This is a genomic window from Sanguibacter sp. Z41_6 (assembly GCF_059621145.1).
Genome location: NZ_JCAQIF010000001.1, coordinates 839,037 through 859,688 on the forward strand (window position 1 = coordinate 839,037; position 20,652 = coordinate 859,688).

The 20,652-nt window shown below is 69.9% G+C and carries 23 protein-coding genes and 1 riboswitch; of the genes, 9 read left to right on the forward strand and 14 right to left on the reverse strand.

Features of this window, described 5'->3' with window-relative positions; genetic code table 11:
* Window positions 1-46 precede the first annotated feature (46 nt).
* The 5 genes from AC54T1_RS03950 to AC54T1_RS03970 form a co-directional block, all read right to left on the reverse strand.
* The gene (locus AC54T1_RS03950) at window positions 47-724 is read right to left on the reverse strand and encodes a DUF624 domain-containing protein (protein ID WP_496911120.1); all 678 of its coding nucleotides are present in this window, start codon (window positions 722-724) and stop codon (window positions 47-49) included.
* Window positions 721-2,250, reverse strand: coding sequence for a GH39 family glycosyl hydrolase (locus tag AC54T1_RS03955; RefSeq protein ID WP_496911121.1), 1,530 nt, complete (start codon window positions 2,248-2,250; stop codon window positions 721-723). Before AC54T1_RS03955 ends, AC54T1_RS03950 begins: the two co-directional genes overlap by 4 nt.
* 92 nt (window positions 2,251-2,342) lie before the next feature.
* Window positions 2,343-4,013, reverse strand: a complete 1,671-nt coding sequence (locus AC54T1_RS03960; protein WP_496911122.1) for an ABC transporter substrate-binding protein — start codon at window positions 4,011-4,013, stop codon at window positions 2,343-2,345.
* Window positions 4,014-4,092: 79 nt separating this feature from the next.
* Window positions 4,093-5,031 (reverse strand): carbohydrate ABC transporter permease, encoded by a 939-nt coding sequence (locus tag AC54T1_RS03965; protein ID WP_484344035.1) that lies wholly within the window; start codon window positions 5,029-5,031, stop codon window positions 4,093-4,095.
* Window positions 5,025-5,918: an ABC transporter permease gene (locus AC54T1_RS03970; protein WP_484344248.1), complete on the reverse strand. Its 894-nt coding sequence runs from the start codon at window positions 5,916-5,918 to the stop codon at window positions 5,025-5,027. The genes AC54T1_RS03965 and AC54T1_RS03970 overlap by 7 nt, the downstream gene beginning before the upstream one ends.
* Window positions 5,919-6,372: 454 nt before the next feature.
* On the opposite strand from AC54T1_RS03970, the gene AC54T1_RS03975 reads away from it, so the two are divergent.
* Window positions 6,373-7,389, forward strand: coding sequence for a LacI family DNA-binding transcriptional regulator (locus tag AC54T1_RS03975; RefSeq protein ID WP_484344036.1), 1,017 nt, complete (start codon window positions 6,373-6,375; stop codon window positions 7,387-7,389).
* Here AC54T1_RS03975 and AC54T1_RS03980 read toward each other — a convergent pair.
* The 4 genes from AC54T1_RS03980 to AC54T1_RS03995 form a co-directional block, all read right to left on the reverse strand.
* Window positions 7,386-8,246 carry a formate/nitrite transporter family protein gene (locus AC54T1_RS03980; protein ID WP_496911123.1) on the reverse strand — a complete coding sequence of 287 codons (861 nt, stop codon included), beginning with the start codon at window positions 8,244-8,246 and terminating at the stop codon, window positions 7,386-7,388. The genes AC54T1_RS03975 and AC54T1_RS03980 overlap by 4 nt on opposite strands.
* A gap of 59 nt (window positions 8,247-8,305) precedes the next feature.
* Window positions 8,306-8,794, reverse strand: a complete 489-nt coding sequence (locus tag AC54T1_RS03985; protein ID WP_496911124.1) for an SRPBCC family protein — start codon at window positions 8,792-8,794, stop codon at window positions 8,306-8,308.
* A gap of 10 nt (window positions 8,795-8,804) precedes the next feature.
* On the reverse strand, window positions 8,805-9,227 hold the full coding sequence (locus AC54T1_RS03990) for an ArsR/SmtB family transcription factor (protein WP_484344039.1): 423 nt from the start codon (window positions 9,225-9,227) through the stop codon (window positions 8,805-8,807).
* An 83-nt stretch (window positions 9,228-9,310) separates the two neighbouring features.
* Window positions 9,311-9,625: a DMT family transporter gene (locus AC54T1_RS03995; RefSeq protein WP_484344040.1), complete on the reverse strand. Its 315-nt coding sequence runs from the start codon at window positions 9,623-9,625 to the stop codon at window positions 9,311-9,313.
* A 14-nt stretch (window positions 9,626-9,639) separates the two neighbouring features.
* Window positions 9,640-9,703, reverse strand: a riboswitch (guanidine-III (ykkC-III) riboswitch).
* Between the two features lie 157 nt (window positions 9,704-9,860).
* Between AC54T1_RS03995 and AC54T1_RS04000 the strand changes: the two genes are divergently transcribed.
* Window positions 9,861-10,508, forward strand: coding sequence for an ANTAR domain-containing protein (locus tag AC54T1_RS04000; RefSeq protein ID WP_484344041.1), 648 nt, complete (start codon window positions 9,861-9,863; stop codon window positions 10,506-10,508).
* Here the strand turns inward: AC54T1_RS04000 and AC54T1_RS04005 are convergent.
* On the reverse strand, window positions 10,483-11,334 hold the full coding sequence (locus AC54T1_RS04005) for an alpha/beta fold hydrolase (RefSeq protein WP_496911125.1): 852 nt from the start codon (window positions 11,332-11,334) through the stop codon (window positions 10,483-10,485). The genes AC54T1_RS04000 and AC54T1_RS04005 overlap by 26 nt on opposite strands.
* Before the next feature lie 185 nt (window positions 11,335-11,519).
* On the opposite strand from AC54T1_RS04005, the gene AC54T1_RS04010 reads away from it, so the two are divergent.
* Window positions 11,520-12,599: an alkene reductase gene (locus AC54T1_RS04010; RefSeq protein WP_496911126.1), complete on the forward strand. Its 1,080-nt coding sequence runs from the start codon at window positions 11,520-11,522 to the stop codon at window positions 12,597-12,599.
* A 25-nt stretch (window positions 12,600-12,624) separates the two neighbouring features.
* Here the strand turns inward: AC54T1_RS04010 and AC54T1_RS04015 are convergent, their stop codons facing one another.
* The gene (locus AC54T1_RS04015) at window positions 12,625-14,046 is read right to left on the reverse strand and encodes an FAD-dependent oxidoreductase (protein WP_496911127.1); all 1,422 of its coding nucleotides are present in this window, start codon (window positions 14,044-14,046) and stop codon (window positions 12,625-12,627) included.
* A 62-nt stretch (window positions 14,047-14,108) separates the two neighbouring features.
* Here AC54T1_RS04015 and AC54T1_RS04020 point away from each other — a divergent pair, with 62 nt between their 5' ends.
* From AC54T1_RS04020 to AC54T1_RS04045, 6 genes are all read left to right on the forward strand, one after another.
* Entirely contained in the window at window positions 14,109-14,459 is a 351-nt protein-coding gene (locus tag AC54T1_RS04020) for an ArsR/SmtB family transcription factor (protein WP_496911128.1), read from the forward strand.
* On the forward strand, window positions 14,456-15,595 hold the full coding sequence (arsB, locus tag AC54T1_RS04025; protein ID WP_496911129.1) for an ACR3 family arsenite efflux transporter: 1,140 nt from the start codon (window positions 14,456-14,458) through the stop codon (window positions 15,593-15,595). The genes AC54T1_RS04020 and arsB overlap by 4 nt, the downstream gene beginning before the upstream one ends.
* Complete coding sequence (locus AC54T1_RS04030) at window positions 15,592-16,026, forward strand: arsenate reductase ArsC (protein ID WP_484344047.1); 435 nt, start codon at window positions 15,592-15,594, stop codon at window positions 16,024-16,026. The genes arsB and AC54T1_RS04030 overlap by 4 nt, the downstream gene beginning before the upstream one ends.
* 255 nt (window positions 16,027-16,281) lie before the next feature.
* Window positions 16,282-16,824: a hypothetical protein gene (locus AC54T1_RS04035; RefSeq protein WP_496911130.1), complete on the forward strand. Its 543-nt coding sequence runs from the start codon at window positions 16,282-16,284 to the stop codon at window positions 16,822-16,824.
* A 253-nt stretch (window positions 16,825-17,077) separates the two neighbouring features.
* Entirely contained in the window at window positions 17,078-17,464 is a 387-nt protein-coding gene (locus AC54T1_RS04040) for a hypothetical protein (RefSeq protein WP_496911131.1), read from the forward strand.
* A gap of 53 nt (window positions 17,465-17,517) precedes the next feature.
* Complete coding sequence (locus AC54T1_RS04045) at window positions 17,518-18,183, forward strand: hypothetical protein (protein ID WP_496911132.1); 666 nt, start codon at window positions 17,518-17,520, stop codon at window positions 18,181-18,183.
* Between the two features lie 10 nt (window positions 18,184-18,193).
* Here AC54T1_RS04045 and AC54T1_RS04050 read toward each other — a convergent pair whose 3' ends face one another.
* From AC54T1_RS04050 to AC54T1_RS04060, 3 genes are all read right to left on the reverse strand, one after another.
* The gene (locus AC54T1_RS04050) at window positions 18,194-18,712 is read right to left on the reverse strand and encodes a hypothetical protein (RefSeq protein ID WP_496911133.1); all 519 of its coding nucleotides are present in this window, start codon (window positions 18,710-18,712) and stop codon (window positions 18,194-18,196) included.
* A 152-nt stretch (window positions 18,713-18,864) separates the two neighbouring features.
* Window positions 18,865-19,440 carry a hypothetical protein gene (locus AC54T1_RS04055; protein WP_496911134.1) on the reverse strand — a complete coding sequence of 192 codons (576 nt, stop codon included), beginning with the start codon at window positions 19,438-19,440 and terminating at the stop codon, window positions 18,865-18,867.
* 17 nt (window positions 19,441-19,457) lie between these two features.
* On the reverse strand, window positions 19,458-20,600 hold the full coding sequence (locus tag AC54T1_RS04060) for a zinc-dependent alcohol dehydrogenase (protein ID WP_496911135.1): 1,143 nt from the start codon (window positions 20,598-20,600) through the stop codon (window positions 19,458-19,460).
* Window positions 20,601-20,652 lie beyond the last annotated feature (52 nt).

A 20,652-nucleotide genomic window follows, 5' to 3' on the forward strand; every position in this document is an offset into this window, starting at 1 on the left:
GCGCCCGCGACCCGCTGGGGTTCTGCGGTGCTCCGGGTCGAGTCTTTCACGGAGCCACGAAACGCTCCTGGACGTCGGAGAGGACGGGCTGCTCGTTGCGGACGAGCAGGAAGGTGAGGACGGAGGCCAGGAGGACGGCGACGGCGTCGAACGTCACCGCGACGATGCCCACGGTGAGGACGAGGAGCGACACCAGTCCCAGCGTGACGAGCGGTCGGGCGGTCAACGAGTGCAGGCCCAACCGCGCCGCGTCGCGCCAGCGGAAGGTGAACGCGGCACGCAGGCTCACGGTCCGCACGGCCCACAGGACCACCCCGGCGCCGAGGATCACCTGGAGGAGCGCGACGGCGGGCGGCAGCCCGACGGCGTCCTGGTGGGCGAGATTGGTCCCCAGCACCGTGAGCGCGACGAGCGCCGGGACCCACACCTGCAGCGCCTCGCGCCAGCCGAGCCGGTAGCCGCGCCAGAACTGGGCGACCGGTGACGGGTCGAGCTCGCGGAGGAACACCCGCCACGCGAACACGGCGGCGGCGAGGGCGGGCCCGAGCGGCACGGCCGCGAGGGCGTACAGCGGGATGTTGCTCGCGTGCTGCTCGAGGAGCACCGCGACGACGAGCCCGGGCAGCGTCGACAGCACGAACATGACCTCGATCGCGAAGAACCAGTACATGACGTTGGCCGCGCGACCCAGGGGGCCCCCGGCCTCGGGGGAACGACGGTTCACGGCTGCGGGCTCCCGGCCCCGCGGGCGTACCCGGGGATGCGGGCGTCGTCGAGCCACGCGGGCGTCTCGTCCCGCACACCCTCGATCTCGACGAGGGTCACCTCGTGCCGGGCGAGGTGCAGGTCGAGGGACACGCGTCCGTCGACCACGGGGACGCTCGTGTGCTCGACCCCGGGCCGGGAGGCCTCGTCGAGCAGGTCGAGCTGCCGGGACCGCGGGCTGCGGGGACGCCCGAGCTCCTGCCACGCCGTCCACGCGTTGCCCTGCGACTCGTTGACGCGCTGCCGCGCGACGAACGCCTGCGCGCCGCCCGCGAGCGGGACGGAGAGCTGCACGCGGCGGGAGTCCTCGCTGGTGACGTAGGAGCCGTCGACCGGCTGCCAGGCGAGCACGGTGACCCGGCCGTCGTCGTGCCGGGTGACGAGGTGGTCCTCGCCACGGGCGAGCACGTGCCGGCCCATGCGGGCCATGAACGAGTACAGGTGGTACGTGGGCTTGCGGATCCCGCGGTGGGTGAGGAGCCCGAAGCCGCCATGGAAGAGGGCGGCCGGGATGTTCTCCTCCTCGAACACGTCGCTGAACGTCCAGTAGGAGAAGGAGTCGACGAGATCTCCGCCCGCGGCGAGGACCGGCGCGAGGTACGCGGCGTTGTACGCGGTGTCGTGCACCGGGTTGTCGGGGCGGTAGGAGGTGTTGAACTCGGTGATGTGCACGGGGAGCGTCTCGAGGCCCGTCCCGGCCAGGTGTGCGCGGGGCGCCGCGAACTGGTCGAGGAGGTCCTGCGGGGGACGCATGTCCTGGTAGGTGCCGAAGGGCACGTGCTGGGCGGGCCCGGTGGTGTAGGCGTGGCGGCTGACGAAGTCGCAGGGCACGTCACGGCCCGTGACGAACTCGGCGAACGGCGCCCACCACTCGTCGGAGCCGGGGGAGATCGCGGGGCCACCCACCTGGAGGGATGCGTCGACGTCCTTGACCGCGCGCGCGGTCACCTCGTACAGCCGCAGGTACTCGGCCTGGTCGGCGCCCTGCCAGAAGGTCGGGAGGTTGGGCTCGTTCCACACCTCGACGGGCCACTGCCGCACCTCGTCCAGGCCGTAGCGGTCGATGAGGTTGCGCAGGGTCGCCTGGACGAGCTCGGCCCACTCGGGGTACGAGGCGGGCGGCGTGACGTTGCCCTTCCACCAGAAGACCGTCTGGTCGCCGGACGCGAGACCGCTGGGCATGAAACCGAGCTCGACGAACGGGCGGATGCCGTGCTGGAGGTAGGTGTCGACCACCTGGTCGGCGTACGTGAAGCTGTGGTGGACGTGGCGTCGCCCGTCGAGCTCGTAGGGCCGGTGGATCCCCATGTCGTCGCTGAGCAGGCCGTGCCCACGGACGTACCGGAAGCCGATCTCCCGTTGCGTCAGGGCGAGCGACTCGACGTAGTCGCGGCGCAGGGCGAGGTTCATCCGTCCCGTGCCGACGCACTCGCGCCAGGCGTCGGACAGGACGCCGATCGGTTGGGTGGGGACGACGACGGACACGGGACTCCTCGGGGACGGGCGTGGTGGCGTGGGACGAGCACGGCCGGTAGCGCCACGGTACGTGGCACTACCGGCCGTCGGGGCTGGCTCGGTCAGCCGTTCTCTTCCTCGTAGCGCTGCTGCGCGGTGTTGACGATGTCCATGAAGGCCGTGAGGTTCTGGCCCTCGAGCTCGGCCACGTAGGCGTCCCACTCGGAGATGTCACGCTGGCCGATGATGAATGCGAGCGTGTTCTGCGTGACGTAGTCGCGCAGCGCCGTCTCGTAGAGGCTGGCCTGCTCGCGCTCCACCTCGTCCATCGGGTACGACGGGGGCAGCGGTGCCTGCTCCTTGTCCGCCATGAGCTCCTGCCACTCGCGCTCCTCGTCGGAGAGCATCGACAGGACGAGGTCCTGCGTGGAGCCGTGCGCGTGCATGAACACGCCGTTGTGGTAGCCCATGTCGACCTGGAGGTTGGTCGGCGCACCGGGGTTGAGCGACTGGATGGTGAGGTCGGGGTTGAGGACGCGGGTCTCGCCGTCGCGGGTGAAGGTCTCACCCTCGATGCCCCACTTGGCGAACTCCATGCCCTCGTCCGAGTAGTACATCCAGTCGATGAACTGGAGCATCGCGACGAAGTTCTCCTCCTCGGCGGCATCGGCGGAGATCATGAGGCCGCTCTCGAGGCGCGTGCCACCGATGACGTCACCGGCAGGGCCGGCGGGGACGCGGATCTTGTCGAGCTGGTAGGTGCCCGCGCCGAGGGTCTCGTCGAGCGTGTCACGGGCACGCAGGAGCTCCTGCGCGTTCGTGGTGATCGAGAACGAGTCCCCGGAGACGAGCTTCGCGTTCGCGGTGTCGTCGTCCTGCGTGACGCTCTCGGGGTCCATGAGGCCGTCCTCGACAAGGCCGCGGAAGTACTCGACCAACGCCTTGTACTCGTCGGTGGCACCGGCGTACACGAACTCGCCGGCCTCCTCGTCCCAGATCGCGCCGGAGCCGTAGCCCCAACCGGCGACGGTCCCGTACGACGCGGAGGCCACGTTGAGCATCGCGCCGAGGGGGGTGGGGACGCTGAAGCGGTCGGACAACGGGTAGGCGTCCGGGTTGGCCTCCTTGACCGCCGCGAAGGAGTCCGCGAGGTCGTCCCAGGTCTCGGGAGCGGTGTCTGCTCCTGCTGCCTCGAACACGTCGGTCCGCACGGCCAGCGTGTAGTCGGGGCGGACCTGCTCGAGGATGCCCGGCAGCATGTAGTACTTGCCGTCCTCCTGGCGCAGGGTGTCGAGCTCCGGCTCGAGCTTCCACTTCTCCACCTTGTCGGCGAAGTGCGGCATGTGGTCGATGTAGTCGCTCACGGGGAGCAGCGCGCCCGACGCCACGAACTGGGACTCCTGGCCCGGGTACGTGACCGGGATGATGTGCGGAGCGTCGCCGGCGCCCACGAGCAGGTTGCGTCGCTGCTCGTAGTCGCTCAGCGGGGCGCTCGTCATCGCGAACGAGACCTTGTTGGTCTCCTTGAGGTGCGTGAGGAACTCCCAGTCCTCCTGCAGGGGGTAGTTGGGGTGGTCGCGGTAGAGCATGGAGAACTCGACCGGCTCGGTCGCCACGAAGGTGTCGCCGACGGCGAAGTCCTCCATGGCGCCGACCATGTTGTCCTCGAGCTCGGACGGGTCGACGGTGCCGCCACCGCCGCCACCGCCGTCGTCGCTGCCGCATGCAGCGAGCGTGAGTGCCAGCGTGCTGGCCGTGAGACCGGCGAGCAGCCGCCTGGTGTTGGTCCTCATCGTTCCTTGCCTTTCGTGGTGAACATCGTCGTTCAGGTCGCGAACGCTCGGTGAGTGGGAAACGCCTCGGGTGGGACGGTCAGCCCTTCACGGCGCCGAGCATGATGCCCGACACGAAGTACTTCTGGATGAAGGGGTAGAGGCAGATGATCGGCAGGACGGTCAGGACCATCGTCACCGACTGGATGTTGGCCGCGACCTGCGTGAGGCCGTCGCTGCCGCTCCCTGCGACGGACGCCGCGTTGGTGGCCCCGGCGATGAGGTTCCGCAGGTACACGGTCACCGGGTACATCTTGGCGTCGTCGAGGTAGAGGAAGGCCGTGAACCAGGAGTTCCAGAAGGACACGGCGTAGAAGAGGACCATGGTCGCGATGACCGCCTTGCTCAGCGGCAGGACGATGCGCAGGAGGGTCCCGTACGTGCTCAGACCGTCGATGGCCGCGGCCTCCTCGAGCTCCTCGGGCATGTTCTCGAAGAACGACTTCATGACGAGGAGGTTGAACACGCTGAGCGCGTTCGGGAGGACGATCGCCCAGATGGTGTTCGTCATGCCCAGGTTGTTGATGAGCACGTAGTTGGGGATGAGCCCGCCGTTGAAGAACATCGTGAACACGGCGATGCCGATGAAGAGGTTCCGGCCGCGGAGGGTCTTCTTCGAGATCGCGTACGCGAAGGTCGTCGTGATGACCATGGCGATCACGGTGGCGACGACGGTGTAGACGACGGTGTTCTTGTAGTTGGTCCAGAACAGGCTGTCGCCCGTGACCGTCTTGTACGTCTCGATGTTGAACCCACGGGGAATGAGGTTCACCTGGCCCGCGGTGATGAAGCTCTCGCTCGAGAACGACTGCGCCACGATGTTCGCGAACGGGTAGAGGGTCACGGCCATGACCACGACGAGGAAGATCGTGTTGGCCACGGTGAAGATGCGGTACCCGCGGGTGTCCTTCACCGTCCGGGCGGCCGGGCTCGGCGCAGCCAGCTTGTCGGCGATCGTGGTCGGTTCGGTGGCTACCACAGGCTCGTCCCCACGGTTCGGCGCGAGATCGCGTTGGCGGACAGGATGAGAGTGAGGCCGATGATTGCCTCGAAGAGACCGATGGCGGTCGCGTAGCTGAAGTTCCCGGACTCGATCCCGATGCGGTACAGGTACGTCGAGATGACGTCCGCTGTGGGGTAGGTGAGCGGGTTGTACAGGAGCAGGACCTTCTCGAACCCGACGGCCATGAACGAGCCGATGTTGAGGATGAGGAGGGTGATCATCGTGGGACGGATCCCCGGGAGGGTGATGTGCCACGTCTGCTGCAGACGGTTCGCGCCGTCGATCCGGGCGGCCTCGTAGAGGTTCGCGTCGATCGTGGTGAGGGCGGCGAGGTAGAGGATCGTGCCCCACCCGACGGTCTGCCAGGCCTCGGACGAGATGTAGATGTCCCGGAACCACTCCGGTCGCTGCATGAAGGTGATCGGGTCGCCGCCCACGACCTCGATGATCTGGTTGACCGTGCCCTGCACGGAGAAGATCTGCAGGACCATGCCGGCGACGATGACGATCGACATGAAGTGGGGCAGGTACGAGATCGTCTGGGCGAGCCGCTTGAACCACGACTTGCGGACCTCGTTGAGGAGCAGCGCCAGGATGATCGGCATCGGGAAGACGATGGCGAGGCTCAGTGCGCCGAGGATGACGGTGTTCTGGAAGACGTCCCAGAACTTCGCGTCGTTGATGAAGAGGTTGACGTAGCGCAGCCCGACCCACTCGTCACCGAAGATGCTCCCGCCCGGCCGGAACCGGCGGAACGCGATGACGTTCCCGAGCATCGGGATGTACCGGAAGATCAGCAGGAAGACGATGGGGAGCACGACGAGCGTGTAGAGCTGCCAGTTGCGCCGGAGCTCCTGGCGCAGTGTGCGGTCGTGCTTGCGGCCCTTCTTCCTCGTGCCGCTCGTCGTGGAGACGGCGACCGCGAGCGCTCCGTGGTCGAGCGGACCGGTCGCCCGGCTGCCTCCGGACGGTGCGGACGCCTCGATGTTCTGCGGTGTGGTCACGCGGACACCCCCGCCGGTGCTCCGGTGGCGCTCCACGACTGTGCGTGTCGTTCCATCTGTCGTCCTCCACCACTGCGTCGTGGTCGCAAGATATCGACCTCGGTGTCGATATGTGACCGAGAGTAGACAACGTTTTCATGTCCGGTCAAGTGCGTTCTGTCCGCGCGGATTCCTTGGTTTCGTGCGGATCTCGGTGCGTCGGCACGCCCACTCGTCTCGATAGTTGCTATATCGTTACCAGAGGGGAAGGGCGTTCAACGATGAACGATCCGCGGGCGCGCAGCGCCTGGTACTGACGGAAAGCAGGACCACGATGACGACGGACACGCCACGCGCGACGATCGCGGAGATCGCTCGGGAGGTGGGCGTCTCGGTGCCGACGGTCTCGAAGGTTCTCAACGGCCGCCGCGACGTCTCGTCCGACACCCGGGCCAAGGTCGAGGAGTCGATCGCCCGCCACGGTTACCGGCCACGACGCAGCTGGTCCGCGACCCGCCCGCGTCTCATCGATCTCGTCTTCCACGACCACAACGCCGCCTGGGCCGCGGAGATCATCCGCGGTGTCGAGGCCGTCGCCGGCCCCGCCCGCGTCGGGGTCGTCCTCTCCGAGCTCGGCGGCGCCCACCGGCCGCGCCAGGAGTGGCTCGACGACGTGCTCGCCCGCCGGCCTCTCGGCATCATCCTCGTCATGGCGGAGCTCGACCCGGACCAGAGCCGTCAGCTCGAGTCCCGGTCCATCCCGTGCGTCGTCGTGGACACCGCCGGTGAGCCGCCGGTCGGCGTCCCGGCCGTCGGGTCCGCCAACTGGAGCGGTGGCCTCGCGGCGACACGGCACCTCATCGAGCTCGGGCACCGCCGGGTGGCCGTGATCTCCGGTCCGCCCGACGTCCTGTGCAGCCGTGCCCGGATCGACGGGTACCGCAGTGCGCTCGACCACGCAGGGATCCCGGTGGACCCGACGTTCGTCCGCTACGGGGACTTCAACGTCGGAGGGGGCTACGAGCACGGCATGGAGCTGCTGTCCCGCACGGACCGACCGACCGGCATCTTCGCCGGGAGCGACTACCAGGCGCTCGGGGTGCTGCGTGCGGCGCGCGAGCTCGGCCTGCGGATCCCCGAGGACCTCTCGGTCGTCGGGTACGACGACCTCCCGATCGTCTCGTGGATCGCCCCGGCGCTCACCACGGTGCGCCAGCCGCTGGAGCAGATGGCGTCCACCGCCGCGCGGATGGTGTTCGACCTCGCCGAGGGCACGACGCCCGCGAACTCGCGCATCGACCTGGCGATCGAGCTCGTCGTGCGTGACACGACGGCGCCCCCCGCCGCCTAGGCGTCGGTCGGCGGCTGGCGCGTGAGGTACCGGGCGCCGTCGTTGACGTACGCGTAGTACAGGCCGATGAGGACTCCGCCGCCGATGAGGTTGCCGAGCAGGGCGATGCCCACGTTCGCGGCTGCGAGCCCGACGTCGACGCCGTCGCTCAGGCCGACGATGATGAACAGCACGGTGTTCGCGACGGAGTGCTCGAGGCCGAGGAACGCGAAGATGAACACGGCGACGATCATGACGAGGCTCTTCGTGAGGTCGTCCTTGATGAGGCCGTTGTACACGAGCAGCATCGCCATGTTGATCATGAAGTTGCACAGGATCGCGCGGACGAGCAGGTCGCTCCAGCCGGTCGCGCCGGCGGTGACGAACTCGAGCTTGTGGTCGACCGACGCCTGCATCTCCACCATGGCGGGCCCGTCGACGAGCGTGCTGAACTTGATGAACACGGCGATGAGTGCCCCGCCGAGGGTGTTGCCGACGAAGCACAGACCCAGCAGTCGCAGCGCCTTCACCCAGGTGGTCCGCCGGTAGTACGCGCCGATCGACACGATCATCATGTTCGACGTGAGCAGCTCGGACTTCGAGTAGTAGATGAACACGAGGGCCCACCCGAACACGATGGCTCCGGCGATCCGTCCGAGCGGGCGCAGCGTGCTGTCGCCGACGTCCACGGCGTCGAACGCCGCGATGACCGCGTAGTTCGTCGCGTAGAGGATGCCGATGAGGATCCCCGCCATCGCGGCGCGCTGGAGGTAGCGACGGGCGAGCTCCCCGGAGAGCGTCGTCTTCGTCTCGAGGGCCTCGAGGATGGTGCTGATGAACTGTGTCCCGGGGAACAGGTGGTGCGGGTGTGGCGCCATAGGTTCATGCTGTCACGACGCCGGGCGACGGCGCGGCCCGGAGGTCCCGGGCCGCGCGATCAGTTCGTCGCGAGGATCCCGTCGATCTGGTCGAGCGCCGACGCCATGCCCTCGACCATGCCCATCTGGGCGAGCTGCTCCAGCTGTTCGAGGGTCTCGAAGTGCGAGGTGATGGTCATCCGGGTCCCGTCCGGGGTCTCGTCGAGGCGCACGTCGGCCCAGATCACGGGCATCGCGGTGCTCGGATCTCCCTCGTCGTCGGCGAACCCGTCCTTGAAGCGGAAGGTGCGCGGCTCGTCGACCCCGAGCACCGACCACCAGCCGTGCGACTGCTCGCCCCCGGGACCGGTCATGTGATATTTCATCGTCCCGCCGTCGACGAGCGCGTGCTCGGTGAAGGTCGCGGGCCAGGTGGGCGGGCCCCACCACTGCTCGAGCTGGCGCGGGTCGGACCACAGCTCCCAGACCCGCGACGGCGGCGCGGGGAGCTCCGAGACGAACGTGAGGGTGAGCGCTTCCGGGTCCTTGCTGGTGCTGGTGACAGGCATGACGAGCTCCTCAGGTGGTGGTGCTGCTCGATGGACTGCTCGGTGGACTGCTGACCGGACTGCTGACCGGTGGCGCTCCGTCCGGGGTGGTCCTTCCGGACGCCGTGCCGGTCGACGACCGGAGGACGTCCTCCATGCGCTCGACCCGGCCCCGCCAGAGCTCCTCGTACTCGTCGAGCAACCGTCCGGCTGCCCGGACCTGGGTGAGGTCCCCGCGGACGATCTGCTGGCGGCCGCGGCGCACCTTGGTGACGAGGTGGGCCCGGTGGAGGACGGCCACGTGCTTCTGCACGGCGGCGAACGACATGTCGTAGTGCTGGGCCAGCTCGGAGACGGACGCCTCGTGGGTGAGCACGCGGCTGACGATGTCGCGCCGGGTGGCGTCGGCGAGGGCGCCGAAGACGGCGTCCACGACGGCCGTGTCCGTGGTCATCGTCCCTCCTCGCCGCCGGTTATGTGCAACCGTATGGTTGTACGTTACGCGCGTACCTGGACCCCGGCAAGAGGTCACCAAGGTCAGTGCAGCACCTTGAGGCCGATGACGCAGCCGACGATCCCCAGCAGGAGCAGCACCTTGACGAGCGACACCGTCTCGGCGCCCGTCGCCATCGCGTACGCGACCGTGAGGACGGCGCCGATGCCCACCCACACCGCGTACGCCGTCCCGACGGGAAGGTCGCGCATCGCGTAGGCGAGGCCCGCCATGCTCATGACGAGCGCGACACCGAACAGGACCGACGGTGCGAGCCGGCTGAGTCCCTCCGACCTGCTCAAGGCCGTCGCCCAGACCGCCTCGAGCACACCGGACACCACCAGAACCGCCCAGGCCATACGAATCTCCTCCGCCTGGCCGTCTTGTCGCTGTCCGGGTACGGCTCCCTCGTCCGGGTGCCCCTCGAGGGGCTCCCACCACCGTCGCACGGGCGCGACGGAACTGGCAACGAGCGCAGGACCGACCCGCGACGGGGACGTACTGTGAAAGGACAGGCGGCCGGTGCCGAGGACCCCACAGGGCAGGACCGGCGGCAGACCAGGGGACCCAGGGGACAGTCGGGAAGGTCCGACCATGACGAACCGGCACTACCTCGACCAGTTCGCCACCCGCGCCTCGATGGTGCTCACGGCGGAGGTCGAAGCGAGCGTGACGCTCCGCAGGCGCGGGGTGACCGTGCAGGCCGCCAGCAGCGACGGGCGCTCCCGGCGCTGTGGCCAGGTGGAGGCGCGCGAGAGCATCGGGCCGTGCATCGACGCCACGGAGAGCCTGTGCGCGCAGCTGGTCCCCGACCTCGCCGAGGAGATCCGGTGGACGGCATGGTCCCAGCAGGCGCTCCGCGAGGGCTTCCGGTCCGTGGTCGTCGTGCCCGCGAGCGCCGGCGCCGGGACCGCGCTGGCGCTCAACCTCTACTCCCGTGCGCGGGACCCGTGGGGCCCGGCGCTCCTGCTGGCTGCGGACGGCTACGCCCAGCTCGCAGCACTGGCGGCCGCGCTGCAGCTGCACCTCGAGCTGCCCGCGGACGAGGGCGCCGGGCTCTCACGCCTTCGCGAGGACCTCTTCGTCGAGCACGTCGTCGGGGTGATCATGGCGTCCAACGGCTGCTCGGAGCCCGAGGCGCGCGTGATCTTCGAGTCTGCGTCCTCGAGCCGGAACGTCTCGCGCAGAGAGGTCGCCGAGTCGTTGCTCGGCGCACTCACCGAGCGAGGGACCCCGGGGTGAGGTCGGCAAGGATCTCGCGGGCGAGCTCCCGCGGCGCGAGCTCGGGGAGCCAGTGGCCCTCCTCGACGAGCTCGACGAACGAGTAGGGCGCGCGCACGAAGTCGCGGGTGAGCTCGGCCGCCCGGCGGCCGAGCGCGACGTCCCTGCGTCCCCACACGTACGCCGTGGGGACCCGCACGCGCGCGTCCACCGGGTCCATCCTCGCGCCCCCGGGCAGGAACGCGCCGCGGTACCAGTTGAGGGCCGCGGTGAGGGCGCCCGGCCTGCTCATGGTCGCGGCGTAGTCCTCGGCCACGTCCTGCGGGAGCCCGCTGGAGTCGAGCCACTCCACCATGTGCGCGTCCAGCCACCGCTCCGGCAGGACGGGCAGCTGGAAGAACGCCATGTAGGTGGACCGCAGGGGCTGGTCGGAGGACAGCATGGCTGCGCGGAAGGCCCCGGGGTGCGGCGTGGAGGCGACGGTCAGTCGGTCGAGCCGTTGCGGGGCGACGAGCGCGAGCTGCCATGCGACGAACCCTCCCCAGTCGTGACCCACGACGTGCACCTTCTCGGATCCGGAGGCGTCGATGAGGGCGAGGGTGTCGCGCACGAGCTCCGCGATCCGGTAGGCGCCGCGCGCGTGCGGCATGGCGCCGGGGGAGTAGCCGCGCTGGTCCGGAGCGAGGGTGCGGTAGCCGGCGTCGTTGAGCAGGGCAGCGACCCCGGACCACGACCCGCGGTTCGCGGGGAAGCCATGAAGGAGGACGATCACCGGGCCGTCGAGCGGTCCGGAGTCGGTGACGTCGAACGTGAGTCCGTCGCGGCTGTACGTCTCGAGCCGGTCCATGATCCTCCTCGGTGAGCGCCTGTCCGTGCGAGCCACGCTACCGACAAGCCGACGGACGCGTCGGTCGGCGGTGGGTGCGGTGTGCCGGCCGGAACAACGTGCCGCGGCGGGTGGTTGATGCCGGAGGCGCCGGTCGCTCACCAGCATCCGCGTCGCTCTGCACCTACGACGAACGGACTGCCACCATGACCGACCTCTTCGAGCCCACCACCCTCGGCTCGCTCCAGCTCGCCAACCGGGTCGTCATGGCTCCGCTCACCCGCACCCGCTCGGGCAGCGACGGCGTCCCCGGGGACATCGTCGTCGAGCACTACGCGCAGCGCGCCTCCGTGGGGCTCATCATCAGCGAGGGCACGTACCCGTCGTCCGCCGGGCAGGGCTTCGTCGGGCAGCCGGGGCTCGTCACCCCCGAGCAGCTTGCCGGGTGGCGCCGCGTGACGGATGCCGTGCACGCCGCGGGTGGCCGCATCGTCGCGCAGGTCATGCACGCCGGGCGCGTGTCGCACCCGAGCATCAACGGTGGCCGGCCCGTCGTCGCACCGAGCGCCCTCGCGATCGACGGCGAGACGCACACGCCGCTCGGCAAGGAGCGGCTGCCGGTCCCGCACGCGCTCACCACCGAGGAGCTCGCCGGTGTCACGCAGGAGTTCGTCAGCGGCTCCCGCCACGCGATCGAGGCCGGGTTCGACGGCGTCGAGCTCCACGGTGCCAACGGCTACCTGCTGCACGAGTTCCTCGCCCCCACCTCGAACGTGCGCGACGACTCCTACGGCGGGTCCCCGGAGAACCGCGCGCGGTTCGTCATCGAGACGGTCCGCGCCGTGGCCGCAGAGATCGGCGCGGACCGCGTCGGCCTGCGCATCTCCCCGGAGCACAACATCCAGGGCGCGCTCGAGACCGACCCTGCCGACGTCGCCGCCACCTACGGGTACCTCCTCGAGGAGCTCGCGCCTCTCGGCCTGGCCTATCTCAGCGTGCTGCACCGCGAGCCGACGGGCCCGCTCGTCCAGGACCTCCGCGCACGCTTCGGTGGGCCCTTCGTCGCCAACTCCGGGTTCGGTGTCGTCACGACACGCGACGAGGCGATCGCCCTTGTGGCCGAGGGGCACGCGGACGCGGTCGCCGTCGGGCGGCCCGTCATCGCCAACCCGGACCTCGTCCGCCGCTGGCGTGAGGGTCGCGAGCTCAACGAGCTCGTCCAGGCGACGGTCTACGGACCGGGCGCCGAGGGCTACACGGACTACCCGCTGCTCGACGCGTCCTGACCTGGTCGCACGGTCGCCCGGGCGCCTAAGCGGTGTCCCCGGACCGGCCGTGCGCGACGCCGGTCGCGAACCCGAGCGGGATGCCGGCGCCCGGGGCGCCGATGGTCACGAGCGCGGGCTCGGCCGGACCGCCGCAGCACGAGGCTGCGCCGTTCTCGGCGCTGTCGTCGGCCGCGCTGTCGTCGGCAACGACGTCCGTCGAGCAGACTCCCGTCGTCGGCAGGTCGAGCTCGACGGCGTCGGCGGACGCGCGGTCGCCGGCCAGGGCCGCGGCGATGGAGCGCACCTGCTCGTAGCCGGTGGCGAGGAGGAACGTCGGGGCGCGGCCGTAGCTCTTCATGCCGACGATGTAGAAGCCGGCGTCCGGGTGGGCGAGGAGTGCCTCACCGTGCGGGGGGACCGTGCCGCACGAGTGCGCCTCCGGGTCGATGAGGTCGGCGAGCCCGCGCGGGCACTCCAGCGCCGGGTCGAGGTCGACCCGGACCTCGCGCAGGACGTCGAGGTCCGGACGGAACCCGGTCGCGTTGACGATCCGGTGGACCGTGAGGTCGAGGACGTCGTCCCGGGTCCGGCCGAGCACCCGGATGTCGTCGCCCTCGGGCGCGAGCCGCTCGAGCGACACGCGCGTGACGAGGGTGACGAGGCCGGACTCCACCGCCTCCTTGAGGCGGGTCCCGAGGAGCCCGCGGGCGGGGAGCTCGTCGGCCGCGCCGCCGCCGAAGAGCCGGCGGGCGGACCCGCCCCGGATCGCCCAGGTGATCCGGGTGGTCGGTGCGCTGGCGGTCAGCTCGAGGAGTGCGAGCACCGTGTTGGCGGCGGAGTGCCCCATGCCGACGACGAGGGTGTGGTGTCCGGCGAAGTCGTCACGGTCGGCACCGAGGACGTCGGGCAGCGGGCCGGCGAGGCTGCTTCCGAGCGTGTCCTCGCCGAGCGCGGGCAGCCCGCCGCCGCCCAGCGGGTTCGGTGTCCCCCAGGTGCCGGAGGCGTCGATCACGGCGCGGGCGAGGATGTCCGTGACCTGTCCGTCCTCGACGATCCGCACGCGGTAGGGCGCCCGGTCCCGGCCGAGGCTGCGTGTCTTGTCCGCGCCGTCGCGGGTGATGCCGACGACGCGCGCGCCGGTGCGCAGCCTGGCGGCGATCTGCGGCGTTGCGGCGAGCGGCGCGAGGTAGCGCTCCACGAGCTCCGCCCCTGTCGGCAGCGCGTCGGGGTCCGGCGCACCCCAGCCCGTGGGCTCGAGCAGGCGGCGCGCGGCGGCGTCGACGTCGTACCGCCAGGGTGAGAAGAGGCGGACGTGACCCCAGGCGGAGACGGCTGCAGCGGCGTCCTGGGCCTGCTCGACGACGAGGGGTTCGAGCCCACGCTCAAGGAGGTGGGCAGCGGCGGCGAGGCCGACCGGACCTGCTCCGACGACGAGGACCGGCAGCGTGCCAGCGGGCTGGTTCATGGTGCTCCTGCGACTCGAGAACTGCTGGATCGAAAATTTCCGATCTATGCGAGGATCATGGCATGACGATCCCGCTCGTGACCACCCGGTGCTGCGCTCCCGCGATCAGCGACTCCCTCGACGCCAGCGAGGCGGAGCGGATCGCCGCCGGGTACCGGGCCCTGGGGGACGCGACACGTCTGCGCCTCCTCGCGCTGGTGTCCGCCGCCGACGGCGGCACCGCGTGCGTCTGCGACCTCACCGCTCCGGTGGGTCTGAGCCAGGCCACGGTGAGCCACCACCTCAAGATCCTCGTCGACGCCGGCCTGCTCACCCGGGAGCGCCGCGGGACGTGGTCCTACTACTCCGTCGTCCCGCAGCGGCTCGACGAGCTCGGGCGTCAGCTGCTCGGCCCAGCGCCGGAGTCACTGTGAGCACCCACCCCGGCCCAGCCACGCCCGCGGCTGCGGCGCGCCTGTCGACCCTCGACCGGTGGCTGCCCGTCTGGATCGGGGCTGCGATGGTCGTCGGGCTCGTGCTCGGACGCTTCGTCCCCGCACTTGCCGACCTCCTCGGCCACCTCGAGATCGGCGGCATCTCCGTCCCCATCGGGATCGGGCTGCTCGTCATGATGTACCCCGTCCTGGCCAAGGTCCGCTACGACAAGGTGGCCGCGGTCGCCGGGGACAGGCGCCTGCTCGTCAGCTCGCTCGTGCTCAACTGGGTCGTCGGTCCGGCGTTGATGTTCGCCCTCGCGTGGATCTTCCTCGCCGACCTGCCCGAGTACCGCACGGGGCTCATCGTCGTCGGGCTGGCCCGGTGCATCGCGATGGTCGTCATCTGGAACGACCTCGCCTGCGGGGACCGTGAGGCCGCTGCGGTCCTCGTCGCGATCAACTCCGTCTTCCAGGTCGTCGCGTTCTCGCTGCTCGGCTACTTCTACCTCACCGTCCTGCCCGGCTGGCTCGGGCTCGACACCCAAGGGCTTGACGTCTCCGTCGGGCAGATCGCCCTCAACGTCCTCGTCTTCCTCGGCGTCCCGCTGCTCGCCGGGTTCGCGTCGCGGTACGTGGGGGAGCGCGCCAAGGGGCGCGCCTGGTACGAGGAGCGGTTCGTGCCGCGGATCGGGCCGTGGGCGCTCTACGGTCTGCTCTTCACGATCGTCCTGCTGTTCGCCCTGCAGGGCGAGGCCGTCACGTCCAACCCGCTCGACGTCGTGCGCATCGCCCTCCCGCTCCTCGTGTACTTCGCAGTCATGTGGGGCGTCGGGATCGTCACCGGCAAGACGCTCGGCCTCGGGTACGCCCGTTCGACGACGCTCGCCTTCACGGCAGCGGGCAACAACTTCGAGCTCGCGATCGCCGTCGCCATCGGCACGTTCGGGGCGACCTCCGGTCAGGCCCTCGCTGGCGTCGTCGGGCCGCTCATCGAGGTCCCCGTCCTCGTCGGGCTCGTCTACGTCTCGCTCTGGCTCGGTCGGTGCTGGTTCGGCGTCGACCCGCTCGCCGAACCAGCACCCGACCTGCCGACCGCCACCGCGATACCCGCACTCACCCAGGAGCCGTCATGACCTCGATCCCCACCACCGAGCTGCAGACGCCGAGCGCGCTGTTCGTCTGCGTCCACAACGCCGGCCGCTCCCAGATGGCCGCGGGGTTCCTCCGCGTGCTGTCCGGCGGCGCCGTCGAGGTGCGCTCGGCCGGCTCCATGCCGGCCGACGAGATCAACCCGACCGCGGTCGAGGCGATGCTCGAGGTCGGCATCGACATCCGCACCGAGGTGCCGAAGGTCCTCACGAGCGAGGCCGTCCGGGCGTCCGACGTCGTCATCACCATGGGCTGCGGCGACGTCTGCCCGATCTTCCCCGGCAAGCGCTACGAGGACTGGGCGCTCGAGGACCCGGCCGGCCAGGGCCTCGAGGCGGTCCGCCCGATCCGCGACGAGATCCGGTCGCGCATCGTCACGCTCCTCGGCGAGCTCGGCGTCGAGCCTGTCGAGTAGGGCACGTGGTGCTGGGGGAGCCGTTGCCGCTCCGTCCGCGATGACCTGCTTCCTGCGGGTCTGGTAGTTTTCGCCGGGGCGCGTCAGCGCGTCGCCTGCCTCCCGGTGGTTGCACCTGGGGCGCTCGCGGTCGATGACAAAGGTGGCTCGGATGGTGGTCCTCGGCGAGTACGCCCGCGCGGTCCGTCGTTCCGGGGCCAAGACGACGGCATGGGATGAGCTACCGCCGGACGTAGAGCTGTGAGACGGCGGGGCGTGAAGACGGTCCGTGGGGTGCGAGGGGCCGCGCTCCTGACGGCGTTGCTCGCCGTGGGTGGGTGCGGGATCTTCCCGGCACGGGAGGAGCCGGTCTCTCTCGACGAGGCGCTCGCCTCGCGTGACGCCGTCCGGAGGCAGACCCAGGACGTCATCGAGGTCGTGGCCGGAGAAGGCCTCATGTTCGAAGATGCATCCGGCCGATGGGATACGTGTGACATGAACGCGACGCTGTGGCAGTACTCGGCCGATGCCGCGCTGTACGCCGAATCGGCGTCCATCGAGGTTCTCGACGAGGTCCAGGACAGCGTTGAGGCAGAGACGCGCTGGCGGTTGTCTACGACGAACCAGAAGGACCGGGCCTCGGCGCAGGGAGACCTGGACGGCATGTCGATGAAGCTGCTCACGTACGCGGACAAGGAGCTCTTCGGGGTTCTCCTGTTCGGTCCGTGCCTGCCCATCGCTGAGGAGGACCGAGACTCGCTCGACCAGGGCGACATCGGTTCGCAGGACCTCGAGATCCCTGGCTTCGACGAATCGTGACCGGAGGAGCCGTACTGTGCCGAGCGACAGGTTGATGAACACGGAGCCGGCGAGCCGGCAGCCGTCTCACGGTGCAGCGCGACGGCGGCGCTGGGGCGTGAAGGCAGTCCGTGGGGTCCGGGGGGCCGTGCTCCTGACGGCGTTGCTCGTCGTGGGTGGGTGCGGGCTGCTGCCAGCGCGGCCGGAGCCGGTGTCTCTCGAGGAGGCGCTCGCCTCGCGCGAGGCTGTCCGGGGGCACGTCCAGGACGTCGTCGTGGCCGTCGCCGGAGAGGGGCTGGCGTTCCAGCATGCGAACGGGCGCTGGGCCACCTGCACTGACAACGGAACCGAGTGGAGGTATTCGGCCGATGCCGTGCTGCATGCCGAATCCTTCTCCATCGAGGTTCTCGACGAGGTCGTGGACAGGGTTGAGGAGGAGACGGCGTGGCGGTTGTCGACGACGAACCAGAAGGACCGGGCTTCGGCACGCGGGGATGTGGACGGAATCTCGATGAGGCTGCTCACCTACGCGGACAAGGACCTGTTCGGTGTTCGTCTGTTCGGTCCCTGCCTGCCCATCGCCGAGGACGACGAGGATTCCCTCGACCAGGGCGACATCGGTTCGCAGGACCTCGAGATCCCTGGCCTCGACGAACCGTGACCGCTGGACCCGTGCTGTGCCAGGCAACAGACCCGAGGGACGGAAGGATGATCATGTCGCGCTCGCGATGGACGACCACGATGCTCGGCCTGCTCTTCGTCGCCACCCTCTCGGCATGCGGCGACGACGCCGGACACGATGAGCCGACCGCGAAGGTGGGTACGGGCGAGGCGACGCAACCCTCCGACGCGCCCGATCCGGACCCCACGATCGAGCCGACGGCCGCTGCCGGCTGTTCGTTGCCAGGCATCGACGCGCTCGTCGAGAGGAGCTTCGGTGGCGCGACGGACCTCGGGCTGACGTTCGTCGATGACACGGAGCTGGCGAGTGCGCCCAGCTTCGCCCAGTACGTGAACGCACAGACCGTCGCCCGGGCCGCGGGCGGGGACTTCTGCCTGTGGACCGGCGGACGAGGGCTCGTCACGGTGCTCGGGCAGGAGCTCGCGCCGGCCGAGAGCAAGGCGGTCAACACCACCTTGGTCGGCCTCGTGGAGGACGGGTCCGTTGAGCGGCTCGACGGGTTGGGCGACCTCGCAGTGTGGTGGGTGGACGCCCCGAACGTCTTCGGAGCGGACCAGTTCAAGCATCTTGAGGTGACGGACGGTCTTGGATACACCGTCGTGGGTGTGGGATGGGACGTCGAGGAGGTCGGGACAGACCCGTTCCCGGTCGACGTGCTGGTGCCGATGGCTGAGCAGGTGCTCGGCAGCGTCCGGTGACGCAGGGGAGTCAGGCAGCGAAGGCGAGCTGTTGGCCGATGGCGGCCAGCAGGTCCTCGACGGTGACCGACCGCTGCGACGCGCAGGCGCAGATCGCGATGCCGGAGGCCCGGAGGAAGTACCCGAGGGCGCCGAGCGCCTGAGACGGTTCCTTGTCGATCTCCTCGACGAGGGAACCGGAGATGAAGGCGAGCCCGCGCAGGCACAGGGCGTCGTCGAGCAGGTTCGCCATGCGCACCGCTGACGGCAGGACCGCCGCGTAGTCCCGGTCGGTCTGCTCACGGATCACCCGGAGCGCGACCTCGGTGGACCCGTCGTAGGCGCCGAGGGTTGCGGCGTCCTTCGCGAAGCTGTGCCACATCGTGCGTGTCGCCGCGAGGAGCGAGATGCGCTCGCCGATGGGGAGCTCGGCGAACTCCCGGAAGAGGGTCTCGGTGGACTCGGGCATGACGATGAAGCCTGTGAGCATGCCGAAGGCACGACGGGCGTGCTCACCGTCGACGGTCACGTGCAGGGCGTCGCTCATCATCACCTTTCCACCATCGGCATCCATCATGCGTCCGAAAGGGCTTCACGGCCAGAATTCCGGGCAGCGCTGTCCACGTGTCGGACGCCAGACCCGTCTGCTCGCAGTCGTGGGAACACATGCCCTGGCGGACTGCCGCCGACCGGGGCTGGGACCTAGGACGTGCGACGTCGCGCCAGCGCCCGGACCGCCGAGCACGCGAACCACCCGCCGATGACCCACGGGGCGGCGACGAGCACCGGGTCGATCGGCTGGTGCACGAGGTCCGTGCGCTTCTGACCCACCCGGGACCGCCATCCGTGGTGGCTGATCTCGCTGCGGATGCCCGTCTCGACGACGGGGTTGTCCGGGTGGACCGTGGTGAACGACCGCAGCGTCTCTTCGAGGACGTCGACGCGGTCCGCGGCGATGAGCAGCAGCCAGTGTGCGGCGCGGGCCTCGCTGTACCGCGCGTACGCGTACCGGCGGATCACCCCGGAGAACCCCTTGAGCGGCTGGGCGGTGCCGAACACGGGCGTGAGCATCTCGTGCTCGATGGACCGCTCGCGCGGCGATCGCTCCTCCTGGAGATCCGGGAAGTCCCAGTGGGCTCCCGTGGCACCGGGGTCGAACCGCTCCTTCGGGTACGAGGGGCGGTCGGCGGGGTCGAGGTCAGCGCCCCACCCCGGGATGCGGGCGCGCAGCTCGTCGATGGACTCGGGCAGCGGCGGCTTGTCCGGCGTGTACGGCATGGTGTGTCCCGCCCCTCTCAGCTGGCCACGATGATCGGCTTGATGCACTCGTCGAGCTTCGACGAGAAGATGTGATATCCCTCGGCGATGTGCTCGAGGGGGATGCGGTGCGTGATGATCTCGCTCGGTTTGAGGTACCCGTTCTGGATGTGCTCGAACAGGCGCGGCCACTGCCGCTTCACCGGGCACTGGTTCATCCGGAGCGTGAGGCCCTTGTTCACGGCGTCGCCGAACTTCACGGCGCTGAAGATCGGTCCGTAGGCGCCGACGACGCTGATGTTCCCGCCCTTGCGGACGGCGTCGATGGCCCAGTTGAGCGCGACGGGCGAGCCGCCCTGGAGCTTGAGCTTGGCGGCGGTGACGTGCTGCAGGAGGTTCCCGTCGGCCTCGGCGCCGACGGCGTCGATCGCGACGTCCGCCCCGAGCCCGCCGGTGATGTGCTTGAGGAGCACGACGACGTCGTCGTGCTCGACGAAGTTGTACGTCTCGGCGTGCGCGAACTCGCGGGCCTTCGTGAGCCGGTACTCGAGGTGGTCGATGACGATGACCCGGCCGGCCCCCATGAGCCACGCTGACTTCGCAGCGAACAGCCCCACGGGCCCCGCGCCGAACACGACCACCGTGTCGCCCCGGGCGATGTCACCGAGCTGAGCCCCGAAGTACCCGGTGGGGAGTGCGTCGGTGAGCATCACCGCGTCCTCCTCGTCCATCCACTCGGGGATGATCGTCGGCCCGACGTCGGCGAACGGCACACGCACGTACTCGGCCTGCCCGCCGTCGTACCCGCCCGTGGTGTGGGAGTACCCGTAGATGCCACCGACGGCGGTGGCGTTGGGATTGACGTTGTGGCAGTTGGAGTAGAGGCCCCGCGCGCAGAAGAAGCACGACCCGCAGAAGACGTTGAAGGGCACCATGACGCGGTCGCCGACGGCAAGGTTCTGGACGGAGGACCCGACCTTCTCGACGACGCCGATGAACTCGTGACCGAAGGTGTGGCCGACGCGGGTGTCCGGCATGAGGCCGTGGTACAGGTGCAGGTCCGACCCGCAGATCGCGCCCTTCGTCACCCGCACGATGGCGTCGTTCGGGTGCTCGATCCGAGGCATGTCCTTCTCCTCGACCCGGATCCGGTAGGGCCCTCGGTACACCATCGCTCGCATCAGCGCCGCCTTGTCAGAGCAGTGTCGGGTGGGACCGGCTCAGCATCACACG

Coding starts and splice junctions, on each gene's coding strand:
- AC54T1_RS03960 (WP_496911122.1), bottom strand. CDS start 4,013: ATGAGGACCAACACCAGGCGGCTGCTCGCCGGTCTCACGGCCAGCACG.
- AC54T1_RS03975 (WP_484344036.1), top strand. CDS start 6,373: ATGACGACGGACACGCCACGCGCGACGATCGCGGAGATCGCTCGGGAG.
- AC54T1_RS03980 (WP_496911123.1), bottom strand. CDS start 8,246: ATGGCGCCACACCCGCACCACCTGTTCCCCGGGACACAGTTCATCAGC.
- AC54T1_RS03985 (WP_496911124.1), bottom strand. CDS start 8,794: ATGCCTGTCACCAGCACCAGCAAGGACCCGGAAGCGCTCACCCTCACG.
- AC54T1_RS03990 (WP_484344039.1), bottom strand. CDS start 9,227: ATGACCACGGACACGGCCGTCGTGGACGCCGTCTTCGGCGCCCTCGCC.
- AC54T1_RS03995 (WP_484344040.1), bottom strand. CDS start 9,625: ATGGCCTGGGCGGTTCTGGTGGTGTCCGGTGTGCTCGAGGCGGTCTGG.
- AC54T1_RS04000 (WP_484344041.1), top strand. CDS start 9,861: ATGACGAACCGGCACTACCTCGACCAGTTCGCCACCCGCGCCTCGATG.
- AC54T1_RS04005 (WP_496911125.1), bottom strand. CDS start 11,334: ATGGACCGGCTCGAGACGTACAGCCGCGACGGACTCACGTTCGACGTC.
- AC54T1_RS04010 (WP_496911126.1), top strand. CDS start 11,520: ATGACCGACCTCTTCGAGCCCACCACCCTCGGCTCGCTCCAGCTCGCC.
- AC54T1_RS04015 (WP_496911127.1), bottom strand. CDS start 14,046: ATGAACCAGCCCGCTGGCACGCTGCCGGTCCTCGTCGTCGGAGCAGGT.
- AC54T1_RS04020 (WP_496911128.1), top strand. CDS start 14,109: ATGACGATCCCGCTCGTGACCACCCGGTGCTGCGCTCCCGCGATCAGC.
- AC54T1_RS04030 (WP_484344047.1), top strand. CDS start 15,592: ATGACCTCGATCCCCACCACCGAGCTGCAGACGCCGAGCGCGCTGTTC.
- AC54T1_RS04045 (WP_496911132.1), top strand. CDS start 17,518: ATGTCGCGCTCGCGATGGACGACCACGATGCTCGGCCTGCTCTTCGTC.
- AC54T1_RS04050 (WP_496911133.1), bottom strand. CDS start 18,712: ATGATGAGCGACGCCCTGCACGTGACCGTCGACGGTGAGCACGCCCGT.
- AC54T1_RS04055 (WP_496911134.1), bottom strand. CDS start 19,440: ATGCCGTACACGCCGGACAAGCCGCCGCTGCCCGAGTCCATCGACGAG.
- AC54T1_RS04060 (WP_496911135.1), bottom strand. CDS start 20,600: ATGCGAGCGATGGTGTACCGAGGGCCCTACCGGATCCGGGTCGAGGAG.